Below are 11,398 nucleotides of genomic sequence, written 5' to 3'. Positions count from 1 at the left end.
GCCGGCGGCTGGGCCTGCGGCCTGAGCCGCCGCCTGCCCCCGGTGCTTTCGGAACCGTCCCGTGGCTCGGTCATGACTCTCCCGTCCGCGCGCGGTAGGCCGCAGCGCCGTCCAGCCATGCCTGCAAAATTTCGACAGCGGCCGCCTGGTCGATCACGGCACGCTGCTTACGTCCTTTGACGCCGCGCTGGGACAGCATCCGCGACGCGGTGACCGTGGTCAGCCGTTCGTCGGCGAGCCGTACCGGCACGGGCGCGACGCGGGTCGCGACCCTTTCGGCGTACTCGATCGCGATGGTAGCGGCCGGGCCCTGCCTGTCCGCGAGTGTCCTGGGCAAACCCACGATCACCTCGACCACCTCGTGCTCGGTGACGAGTTGGGCAAGCTGCTCGAGATCCGTGTCGTCGCGCTCATCACGGACGAGGGTAACCAGTGGACTGGCGAGCATGGGGGCGGGATCGCTGAGCGCGACCCCTACCCGGACAGACCCGACGTCCACCGCGAGCCGCCGACCGCGGCCCGGATCGCCCTCACCAGGACGATCCGGGCGCCTGTCGTTTATCAAGCCACGCCGTTCGACACCGCGGCACGCAACGAGACGATCGCCTGCTCGATACCGGCCGGCTCGGCGCCACCACCCTGGGCGAGGTCCGGCTTGCCGCCGCCACGACCGCCGATGGCGGCCGCGAAGGACGGGACGAGCTTGCCGGCCGCGAAACCCTTGTCACGGGCGGCGGCCGTCGTCGCGACGACGAAGCTGACCTTCTCCCCCGCGGGCGCGAACAGCGCGACCACACCGGGCCGTGAGCCGAAACGGCCGCGGATGTCGGCGGCCAGCGCGCGCAGGCCGTTGGCGTCGACGCCCTCGCCGAGCTTCTGCGCCACGAACGTGATGCCGTTGACGTCCTCGGCGGTGTCGGCGAGCGAGCCCGCCGAACCCAGTACCGCCTGCGTCTTCAGCTGCTCGATCTCCTTCTCCGCGTTGCGAAGGCGGGTGAGCACGTCGTCGATCCGGCCGGGGAGCTCGTCGGTCGGCACCTTGAACGTGCCCGCCAGCTGCGAGACGAGCAGCTGCTCCTTGCGGACGTGCCGCAGCGCGTCCGTGCCGACCAGCGCCTCGACGCGGTGCACGCCCGAGCCGATGGACGAGTCGCCGATCAGCTTGACCAGGCCCAGCTGCCCGATGCGGTCCACGTGCGTGCCACCGCAGAGCTCGCGGGAGTACTCGCCCATGTCGACCATGCGGACGTCGTTGCCGTACTTCTCACCGAAGAGCGCTATCGCGCCCATCTCGAGGGCCTTGTCCTTGGTCGTGACCATGGTCTGGACCTCGACGTCGGTCTGCAGATACTCGTTGACCTCTTCTTCGACCGAGGTCAGCACGTCGGCCGAAACCGCACCCGAAGAGGTGAAGTCGAAGCGCATCCGGCCCGGGGCGTTCAGCGAACCGGCCTGCGCCGCGCGCTTGCCGTAGGCGTTGCGCACCGCGGCGTGCACGAGGTGCGTGGCCGAGTGCGAACGCTCGATCGCGGAGCGCCGGTGCACGTCGACCGAACCGCTGAGCCGGGTGTCGAGACCGACCTCGCCCGCGACGACCTCGACGCGGTGCACGAACAGCCCTGGCACGACCTTCTGGACGTCGAGCACCTTGAGCTCGACGCCATCGCCCACGAGCACGCCGGTGTCGGCGACCTGACCACCGCTTTCGGCGTAGAACGGGGTGCGGTCGAGCACGAGCTCGGCCTTCTTGCCCTCGCCGACGCGGGTCACCGAGACGCCGTCTTCGAGCAGGCCGATGACCTTCGCGTCGGACTGCAGATCGGTGTAGCCGAGGAACTCGGTCTCGCCGTGCTGCTCGAGCACCTTGCGGTACACCGAAAGGTCGCCGTGCCCGGTCTTGCGGGTCTTGGCGTCGGCCTTCGCGCGCTGCCGCTGCTCGTTCATGAGCGTGCGGAAGCCCTCTTCGTCGACCGAGAGGCCCTGCTCGGAGGCCATCTCCAAGGTGAGGTCGATCGGGAAGCCGTAGGTGTCGTGCAGCTGGAACGCCTGGTCCCCGGCGAGCGTGCTGCCGCCGTCGGCCTTGATCTGCACAGCCGCCATGTCGAAGATGCGCGAGCCGCTGGTGAGCGTGGAGAGGAAGGCCTCTTCCTCGGTCTTCATGATGTCCGAGATCCGGCCGAAGTCCTTGACGAGCTCCGGGTACGACGGGCCCATCGAGTCGCGGACGACCTCGGCGAAGGCGGGCAGCACCGGCTCGTGCACACCCAGCAGGCGCGTCGAGCGGACGATGCGGCGCAGCAGTCGGCGCAGCACGTAACCGCGGCCGTCGTTGCCCGGCGTCACGCCGTCACCGATCAGCATCACGCCGGAGCGGGCGTGGTCGGCGATCACGCGGAAGCGGACGTCGTCGACGTGGCTCTTGCCGTAGCTGTGGCCGGAGAACTCTTCGGCCTTGCCGATCACCGGGCGGACGAGGTCGGTCTCGTAGACGTTCTCGACGCCCTGCAGGATCGTCGCGACCCGCTCGACGCCCATGCCGGTGTCGATGTTCTTCTTCGGCAGCTCACCGATGACCGGGAAGCCCTTCTTCGGGCTCTGCTCCCCCCGGATGTCCTGCATGAACACCAGGTTCCAGATCTCGATGTAGCGATCCTCGTCGACGACCGGGCCGCCGTCGCGGCCGTACTCCGGGCCGCGGTCGTAATAGATCTCCGAGCAGGGCCCACCCGGACCGGGCACACCCATGTCCCAGTAGTTGTCCTCGCCACCGCGAACCTGGATCCGCTCGGACGGCAGGCCGGTGATCTTGCGCCACAGCGCGGCCGTCTCGGTGTCCTGCTCGTAGACCGTGGCCCACAGGCGATCGGGGTCGAGCCCGTAACCGCCGTCGGCGACCGAACCCGTCAGCAGGCCCCAGGCGCGCTCGATGGCGCCCTCTTTGAAGTAGTCGCCGAAGGAGAAGTTCCCGGCCATCTGGAAGAAGGTGTTGTGCCGGGTGGTCTTGCCGACCTCTTCGATGTCCCCGGTGCGGACGCACTTCTGGATGCTGGTCGCGCGCGGGTACGGCGGCGGGGCCTCGCCCAGGAAGTACGGCTTGAACTGGACCATGCCGGCGTTGACGAACAGCAGGTTCGGGTCGTCCAGGATCAGCGAAGCGCTGGGGACCCGGGTGTGGCCGTTGCGTTCGAAGTACGTCAGGAAGCGATTGTTGATCTCGTGTGTTTCCACTGAAAACTGTCCTTGCGCTCTGGCCGGCGGTGATACGCCGAGCCGGGATCGAGAGGGGCGGCCGACGGCGGCGGAGGGTCTTCGCGCAGCGTGCGGGGACGCGGCTGGATCAGCCCTCCGCCCGGCGAGCTCGCCGGACGGGGCGTTCGGCCGCGGCGTGCCTGCCGTCGCGCAGCCGCGCGGTGACGCCGGATCGGTCCTCGACCATGTTGTGCAGCTCCTGCTCCCGCTCACTCATCCCGGCGCGCACTTCGGCGCCGAACGAACCGACGGCGCCGGCCAGCTCGCGCACGGCGTCGCCCAGGTTCGAGGCTAACCCCGCCGGAGTCACCTGGCGAGCGGTTTCGGTGGCCTTGCGGGACAATGCGACACCGGTCACGACGCCGAGGCCGAGCCAGAAGAGGCGCTTCATCGGTTCTTGCTCTTCCGCTCGGGACGGGCGGCCTTGGCGGCGAGCTTCGAGGCCTTCTTTTTACGGCGCACCCGGATGGCCTTGCTGACGCCGTAGGACAGCGCGGCGGTCTTCACCAGCGGGCCGCCGAGGGTCGCGGTGAACACCGACGACAGCGCGGAAACGTTGCCACTGACGGCTTGGGCGTTCGCGGTGATCCCGTCGACGCGCTCGAGCTGGGTGTTCACATGGGTAATCGTCTGGTTCGCCCCGACGAGGATCGGGTCGGTGTTCTCGTTCGCCTTGACGATCGCGTCCGTGGCCGCGTCGAGGGTCTTCCCGAGCTTGCCCAGGGTGATCACCAGCATCACCACCAGTACGACGAACGCTACTGCGGCAACCAGCGCGGCGATCTGCCCTGCCGACACGTGCCCTCCTGAGAAGTCTGGGTGTGATGGGCGGTCAGGTTACCGCGCGGCACACCGTTCAGCCGTACTGGCCCGGCGAGTCGTCACTTACCGCGACCCCGGCACGACAGCCCGATAGAGAGCTGCCATGTCCTCGTCGCCATACCCGGCTTCGACGGCGGCTTCGAGGTGACCGAGCGTGGCCGCCGTGCCGCTGAGGTCGACGGTGTCCCCGGCCGCTTCGAGCACCAGCCGCGCGTCCTTCGCCGCGAGCCGCGCGGGAAACGCGGGCGGGAACTCCCCGGCGACCATCGCGGCGCCCTTGAGATGCGCGTATGGCACGTCGAGTGAGCCGCCCTTGATGGCTTCGAGGAACAGGTTCGGGTCGACGCCGAGTGCCTGCGCGAGGCCGACGCTCTCGGCGGTCGCGTTGGTCAGCGCGAGGACCCAGGCGTTGGCGACCAGCTTGAGCCGCGTGGCCGTGCCGACGGGGCCGACCCACAGCGTCCGGCCGCCGACGGCGTCGAACACCGGGGCGCACCTTTCGCGCAGCTCTTCGGAACCGGCGGCCAGGACTACCAGCTTTCCCTGCTCGGCGGGCTGTTTCGTGCCGAGGACGGGCGCGTCCACGAAGGCGACACCCGCTTTTTCGGCGGCCGCGGCGAGCTTGTCGGTCCAGTCGACGCCGACGGTGCTCATCTGGATCCAGAGCACGCCTGGCGGCAGGGACGCGGCGTCGAAGGTGTCCTGGACGGCTTGGCCCTCGGCCAGCATGGTGACCACGATTTCGGCACCCGCGACCGCTTCGGCCGGGGTCGCGAACACTTCGGCGCCCTGTTCGGCGAGCGGCCGGGCCTTTTCGACGGTGCGGTTCCACACGCGGACCGTGAGGCCGGCGGCGAGCAGGTTGGCGGCCATCGGCAGGCCCATGATGCCGGTACCGAGCAAGGCGACGGTGGGACGAGAAGTCATGGTCCCAGTCTGCCCTGCGCACCGTGTGCACGCCGGGCAAGAGTCACCCGCTCGCCATCTCGGCAAGCCACGGCGTTCACCTGACTGGGCGAGGGTCGGCGCATGCCTGAACTGTCACGCCGCCACCTGCTCGGCCTCACCGGCGCCGCCGTCGCCGGTTCCCTGCTCCCGCCGTCGGTCCACACCGCCATGGCCGAGCCGATGCGCCGCGGCGGGCTCGACGCCGTCGAGCACGTCATCGTGCTCACGCAGGAGAACCGCTCGTTCGACCACTATTTCGGCGCGCTGCGGGGTGTCCGCGGGTTCTCCGACGCGCACCCGCTCGAATTGCCGGGTGGGAAGTCCGTCTTCGAACAGCCCACGCCCGGCGGTGGGACCGTGCTGCCGTTCTCGCTGCGGAAGGAAGCCGAGCGGGCCGGGCGCAACGCGTCCGACATCCAGTACCTCGGCGACCTCGATCACAGCTGGACCGGCACCGGCCAGGCGTGGGCGCGCGGCTGGAACAACGGCTGGGTCGCCGCGAAGAGCCCGGCGACCATGACCTACTACGACCGCGCCGACATCGCGCTGCAGTACGAACTCGCCGACACGTTCACCCTCTGCGACGCCTACCACTGCTCGATCTTCGGTTCGACCAACCCGAACCGGAACTTCCTGTGGACCGGCACGGTCGGCAACGAGCCCGGCAGCACCGCGCGCGCGGTCACCAACGCGGCGTACTCCTACGACCACGCCGGTTACGACTGGACCAGCTACCCCGAGCGGCTCGAAGCGGCCGGGGTCTCCTGGCGGATCTACCAGGAGTGGGACAACTTCACCGACAACGCGGTGGAGTACTTCGTGCCGTTCAAGAAGATCGGCAAGAAGATCCTGGCTTCGGTCGACGGCGGCTACCGGACCACCGAGGAGTTCTACTTCGCGCTCTTCGGCAAGACAGCCGAGGAACAGAAAACCCTGCGCGCGCAGTTCGACGCGGCCGTCGCCAAGCTGACGCCCGCCGAGCGCAGCCTGTTCCGCAAAGGCATGTACCGCGGTGAACCGCTTTCGCTCGTGAGCCAGCTCCGCACGGACATCAAGGCGCGCACCCTGCCGAAGGTGAGCTGGCTGGTGCCGTCCGCGGTCGACTCCGAGCACCCTGGCGCGTCGACGCCGGTCGGCAGCGCGAACCTGATCTACAACGTGCTCGACGCGATCGCTTCGGACCACGACACCTGGTCGAAAACCGCGCTGCTGATCAACTTCGACGAGAACGACGGTTACTTCGACCACGTGCCCCCGCCCGTGCCGCCGGGCAACGCCGCGAACGACGCCGACCACTTCGGCGGGCAGCCCCTCGGCTTCGGGCCGCGCGTGCCGATGACCGTGGTGTCGCCGTGGACCGTCGGTGGCTACGTGGATTCCCAGGTGTACGACCACACTTCGGTGCTGCGGCTGCTGGAACGCTGGACCGGCGTCGCCGAGCCGAACATCTCGAACTGGCGGCGGACGGTGGCCGGGGACCTGACCGGCGCGTTCGACTTCTCCCGGCAGGGACGGCCTCCGCACCTGAAGCGCCCGGGCGCGGTGCCGGCGCCGATCAGCCGGTGGCATCCCGCTCCGCCGGTGGAGCAGAAGCTGCCGGTGGCCGAGCCCGGCACCCGGCCGGCGCGGGCTTTGCCTTACCAGGTCTCGGTTTCGGGACGTGTTGACGCGGGGAAGCTGGCTCTGCAGTTGACCAACTCCGGGCGTTCGTCGGCGCATTTCGCGGTGTACCCGTATGCGGGTGAGCTGGCTGAGCCCGCGCATCACGATGTGGTCGGTTCTTCGTCGCTTTCGCTGGGCGGTGACACGTATCGGGTTGCGGTGCAAGGGCCGAACCGGTCTTGGTGGGAGCTTCGCGGGAGTTCTTCCGGGATGGCGGCCGGGGTGGATGTGTGGACTCGGTTCCTGCCTCAGCGGTGTGGGGTGGAGTTTTCGTTCGTCAATTCCGGTTCTCGAGCGGTTACGTTGCGGTTGACGGCTTCTCGTTATGGGCAAGCCAACCGGGTTGTGCGGGTTCCGGCGGGGCGGTCCGCGGCGGTGGATTGGCCTGCTTCCCAGGGGTGGTACGACATCCGGGTCACGGCTGATGGTGATGCTTCGTTCCTGCGGACGTTGACCGGGCGGGTCGAGGACGGGCGGACTGGGGTCAGCGGCTGACTTCGGGCCCCACCATTACCCCAAAGCGGCGTTGGGGGCACTCAACGCCCCCAACGCCGCTTTGGGGTAATAACCGCGGCTTACGAAGTTCCCCGGATAGTCCGCCGCAGTTTCGGCACCCGCTCGGACAGGGTCCGCTCGGCGCCGCGCTGGGTCGGGTTGTAGTAATCCTCGCCCACCAGCTCATCCGGCGGGTACTGCTGCGCCAAGACACCGTCGGCCACGTCATGCGGATACCGGTAGCCCTGGGCGTTCCCCAGTTTCGCCGCCCCCGCGTAGTGCCCGTCGCGCAGATGCGGCGGAACCGTCCCGATACGCCCGGCGCGGACGTCGGCCAGTGCGGCGTCGATTCCGGCGACCACGGCGTTCGACTTCGGCGCGGTCGCGAGGTGGATGGTCGCCTGGGCCAGCGCGAGCCTGCCCTCGGGCATGCCGATGAACTGCACCGCGTGGGAAGCCGCGACGGCCGCCTGCAGCGCTGTCGGGTCCGCCATGCCGATGTCCTCGCTGGCGTGCACGACGAGCCGGCGCGCCAGGAACCGCGGGTCCTCCCCCGCTTCGATCATCCGCGCCAAATAGTGCAGCGCCGCGTCCACGTCGGAGCCGCGGATCGACTTGATGAACGCGCTGATCACGTCGTAGTGCTGGTCGCCGTCGCGGTCGTAGCGCACGGCCGCCTTGTCCACAGTGGACTCGACGATGGCGAGGTCGATGGTCTTGTGCTCGGTCGCCGAGGCCGCGTCCGCCGCGGCCTCCAAAGCGGTCAGCGCGCGTCGCGCGTCGCCGGAAGCCAAGCGGACGAGGTGGTCTTCGGCTTCGTCGGTCAGCTTCAGCCGGTCGCCGAGGCCTCGCTCGTCGGTCAGCGCGCGCTTGATGAGCGCGCGGATGTCGTCGTCGCCGAGCTCGCGCAACTGGAGCACGAGCGAGCGGGACAGCAGCGGCGAAACCACCGAGAACGACGGGTTCTCCGTGGTCGCGGCCACCAGCAGGACGGTCCTGTCCTCGACCGCGCCGAGCAGCGCGTCCTGCTGGGTCTTCGAGAACCGGTGGACCTCGTCGATGAACAGGACGGTGTTCTCGGCGTTGTAGTTGCGCCGCCGCCGGGCCTCCTCGATGACCCCGCGGACCTCCTTCACCCCGGCCGACAGCGCGGACATCGCCACGAACCGCCGTCCGGTGGCGGCCGAAACCAGGTTCGCGAGCGTGGTCTTGCCCGTCCCCGGCGGTCCGTACAGCAGCACGGACGCGGGCGCGGCGCCTTCCACGAGCCGGCGCAGGGGCGCGCCCTCACGCAGGAGGTGCTGCTGGCCGACGACCTCGTCCAGCGAACGGGGACGCATGCGCACGGCGAGCGGCGACTCCGCGCGTGCCGCCTGCACCCGGGGTGCCTCCGACGGCTCCGGAGGCGGCCCCAGATCGGGGTTCACGGTGAAGAGTTCGTCCTGTGCCACGCCTTGACGGTAGCCGTTGCGCCCGCTGCGAACACCGCTGGCCGGGTGCCCGGGACAACGGGCAGGCTGTGCGCATGAACGATCGTGTGGCCGTCCTCTCCGACATCCACGGCGTGCTGCCCGCGCTGGAGGCCGTCCTGGCCGAGCCGGACGTCGCGAGCGCGGACCGGATCGTGCTCACCGGCGACCTCGCCGCAGGCCCGCTACCTGCACAAACCCTCGATAGACTGGCCGAACTCGGTGACCGCGCGGTGTGGGTGCGCGGCAACGCGGATCGCGAACTGGTCCAGCTCGCGCGCGGTGGCGACACCAAGATCCCCGACCCGATCGCGCCCTGGGCGGCGGCACAGCTGACCGGCGCCCACGTCGAACTGCTCGGTGCCCTGCCCCTGACGGTGACGCTGCCGGTCACCGGGCTCGGCGAAGTGCTCTTCTGTCACGCCACCCCGCGCGACGACGAGGAGATCGCGCTGGTCGACTCCCCGATGGCCCGGTGGTCCGAGGTGCTCGACGGTGTCGAGGCCGAGACCGTGGTCTGCGGGCACACCCATATGCCGTTCACCCGGCTCGTGGACCGCCGCCTGGTGGTCAACCCGGGCAGCGTCGGCATGCCGTACGGCTCGGTCGGGGCGCACTGGGCGTTGCTCGGCGGCGCGTCCGGGCCCGCTGTCCAACTGCGACGGACCCGGTTCGACGCCGAGGCCGCCTGTCAGTCCCTTGTGGACAGTTCCACGTACGCCGATATCGAGACCTGGGCCCAGGATTTCGTCCGGTCCCCGGCGTCCGACACCGAAGCGCTCGCCGTGTTCACCAGGATCGGCAACCTTCCTCGTTGACCGGGCCGAACGACGGCAAGACCAGGCCGCACAGATAGCCGTCGATCCACCGGCCGTTGCCCGCGCCGTTGGTGAAGATCCGCACGAACGGCGCGAACCGCTGGATGCCGAGGTCGAGGGCGACCTGGTTGCGTTGCAGCATCGTCGTCAGCCGGTCGAGCTGCGTCAGCACCGGATCCAGCTGGTCGTCGTTGTCGTCGACCAGGCCCCGCAGCTCTCGCGACAGGGTCGTCGCGCCGGTCAGCAGCGCGCTGATCGCCTGTTTCCGCCGCGTGACCTCGTCGAGCAGCTGGTTGCCGTCACTCATGAGCTGGACGAGCTGGGCATCACGATCGGCCAGCGTGGCGGAAACCAGCCGGGTGTTGGCCAGCAGCCGGGACAGCTGACTGTCTCGGCGGGACAGCGTGTCAGACAGCTGCGAGAGTCCCGACAGCGTGCCTTTCACATCCGCGGGTGTGTTCGCGAAGGTCTGCGACAGAGCGTCGAAGCTCGTGGCGAGCTGGTTCGTGTCGACGCCGTTCACCGTCGTGACGAGATCCTCGAACGCGTCGGTGAGTTCGTAGGGCGTGGTGGTACGCGCCCGGGGAATCGGCTCGGTGGGGTCGAGCACGTCGTCGCCGAACGGCTCCAGCGCGAGATACTTCTTGCCCAGCAACGTTTCGAGCTTGATCGCGGCCGAGGTCCGGTCGCCGAGCCAGACGTCCTTGGCGCGGAACGACACCTCGACCTTGTCCCCGGCGAGCTCGACACTCGACACCTTGCCCACCTTCACCCCGGCTACGCGCACGGCGTCACCTTCGGTCAGACCCGCCGCTTCGCCGAATTCGGCGGCGTATTTCGTGCCGTCTCCGACGAGCGGCAGGTCCGGGACGTTCACCGCGGTGAGCACAGCCAGAGTCAGCACGGTCAGGCCGACGACCGCGACCGTGACCGGGTTCCCGCTGCGAAAGCTCTTGGACATCTGCAGCTACCAGTTGATCATCGGGTACCAGATCACGCCGAGCCTGCCGAGGACCCGCAGGTCCCAGTAGAGCAGCGTGAAGGTGCCGCCGACGAGCAGTGCGGCACCGGTCACGACGGCGATCCGGGCGGGTTTGGCGCCGAGCCACCGCTGCACCCGGCCACCGGTCGCGTGCACCAGCAGCAGGAACAGTAGGCCCATGACCAGGATGTTGCCCACCGACTGCAGGGCGAAGGCCGCGGCGCCGTAGAACACGTTGTGGGACTCGGCGGCGTCGCGGAACATGATCCGGAACAGCGGATACGGGCGCCCGATCAGGAACCCGCCGATCAGCGCGCCCATGACGACGAGCGGTGCCGCGGGGAACCGCCGGGTGAGACCCGCCAGCGGATTGGGGATCGCGCCGACGGCGGCGAGGCCGAGCACGATGAAGGCCAGGCCGATGATCCCGAACGCGATCATCGACTGGATGCTGCGCGCCGACAGCCCGGTCGTCGGCGCGGTGGCGAACTGCGGCATCCGGACGCCCACGATCGCGACGAGCACGCCGTAGACCACCGAAACCGTCAGCATCCCCGCCGAAATCCAGCCCAGCGGCTTCAGCGTGGTGAGGAAGCGGCGCCGTCCGGCGGTTTCGCCGCCGACGAGCGGGGCCACGGCGCCGAACGCGGCGATGTTGCACGCCGTGAACGACCCGGCGAGCCCGGAGACGAAAGCGAAGAACGTCCCGGCGAGCGCGCCGTTGACCGGCGTTTCCTTCGCGTCGTGGCCGAGCAGTGTGTTGGCGACGCTGTCACCGATGACCGAATCGACGAACGGCGCGGACCAGATGATGGTGAGCACGAACCCGGCCAGCACCGACCAGGCGATCACCCGTGTCTTGTGGGCCGGGTAAGGCCCGGAACCGAAAAAGGACTCCGCCGGCCTCGCCGGGATGACTGTTTGCTCGCTCGTGGACATGGTTTCTCCCGGTT

10 protein-coding genes are annotated in these 11,398 nt (G+C 69.3%); 2 read left to right on the top strand and 8 right to left on the bottom strand.

The features are described 5' to 3' along the window. Positions 1 to 70: 70 nt before the first annotated feature. From ruvX to VGP60_RS00910, 5 genes are all read right to left on the bottom strand, one after another. The gene (ruvX, locus tag VGP60_RS00930) at positions 71 to 562 is read right to left on the bottom strand and encodes a Holliday junction resolvase RuvX (RefSeq protein WP_327545922.1); all 492 of its coding nucleotides are present in this window, start codon (positions 560 to 562) and stop codon (positions 71 to 73) included. Further along, positions 562 to 3,228, bottom strand: coding sequence for an alanine--tRNA ligase (gene alaS, locus VGP60_RS00925; protein ID WP_327545873.1), 2,667 nt, complete (start codon positions 3,226 to 3,228; stop codon positions 562 to 564). The genes ruvX and alaS overlap by 1 nt, the downstream gene beginning before the upstream one ends. A gap of 109 nt (positions 3,229 to 3,337) precedes the next feature. After that, positions 3,338 to 3,640, bottom strand: a complete 303-nt coding sequence (locus VGP60_RS00920; RefSeq protein WP_327545872.1) for a hypothetical protein — start codon at positions 3,638 to 3,640, stop codon at positions 3,338 to 3,340. Then, positions 3,637 to 4,047: a DUF948 domain-containing protein gene (locus VGP60_RS00915; RefSeq protein WP_327545871.1), complete on the bottom strand. Its 411-nt coding sequence runs from the start codon at positions 4,045 to 4,047 to the stop codon at positions 3,637 to 3,639. Before VGP60_RS00915 ends, VGP60_RS00920 begins: the two co-directional genes overlap by 4 nt. A gap of 87 nt (positions 4,048 to 4,134) precedes the next feature. Beyond that, a complete protein-coding gene (locus VGP60_RS00910) occupies positions 4,135 to 4,998 on the bottom strand; it encodes an NAD(P)-dependent oxidoreductase (protein WP_327545870.1) in 864 nt (287 codons plus the stop codon). Between the two features lie 102 nt (positions 4,999 to 5,100). Between VGP60_RS00910 and VGP60_RS00905 the strand changes: the two genes are divergently transcribed. Then, on the top strand, positions 5,101 to 7,176 hold the full coding sequence (locus tag VGP60_RS00905) for a phosphocholine-specific phospholipase C (RefSeq protein WP_327545869.1): 2,076 nt from the start codon (positions 5,101 to 5,103) through the stop codon (positions 7,174 to 7,176). Positions 7,177 to 7,256: 80 nt separating this feature from the next. On the opposite strand, the gene VGP60_RS00900 is transcribed toward VGP60_RS00905, so the two are convergent. Next, on the bottom strand, positions 7,257 to 8,627 hold the full coding sequence (locus VGP60_RS00900; RefSeq protein WP_327545868.1) for a replication-associated recombination protein A: 1,371 nt from the start codon (positions 8,625 to 8,627) through the stop codon (positions 7,257 to 7,259). A 74-nt stretch (positions 8,628 to 8,701) separates the two neighbouring features. On the opposite strand from VGP60_RS00900, the gene VGP60_RS00895 reads away from it, so the two are divergent. Beyond that, the gene (locus VGP60_RS00895; protein ID WP_327545867.1) at positions 8,702 to 9,463 is read left to right on the top strand and encodes a metallophosphoesterase family protein; all 762 of its coding nucleotides are present in this window, start codon (positions 8,702 to 8,704) and stop codon (positions 9,461 to 9,463) included. Here the strand turns inward: VGP60_RS00895 and VGP60_RS00890 are convergent. Next, entirely contained in the window at positions 9,435 to 10,424 is a 990-nt protein-coding gene (locus VGP60_RS00890) for an MCE family protein (RefSeq protein ID WP_327545866.1), read from the bottom strand. The two genes, VGP60_RS00895 and VGP60_RS00890, sit on opposite strands and share 29 nt — an antisense overlap. Before the next feature lie 6 nt (positions 10,425 to 10,430). After that, positions 10,431 to 11,384, bottom strand: a complete 954-nt coding sequence (locus VGP60_RS00885) for a hypothetical protein (RefSeq protein WP_327545865.1) — start codon at positions 11,382 to 11,384, stop codon at positions 10,431 to 10,433. Positions 11,385 to 11,398: the final 14 nt, after the last annotated feature.

This window comes from Amycolatopsis sp., assembly GCF_036008905.1.
GTDB lineage: Bacteria > Actinomycetota > Actinomycetes > Mycobacteriales > Pseudonocardiaceae > Amycolatopsis.
The sequence above is the reverse complement of the archived record's forward strand: the minus strand, read 5'-3'. Positions and strand labels throughout refer to the sequence as shown.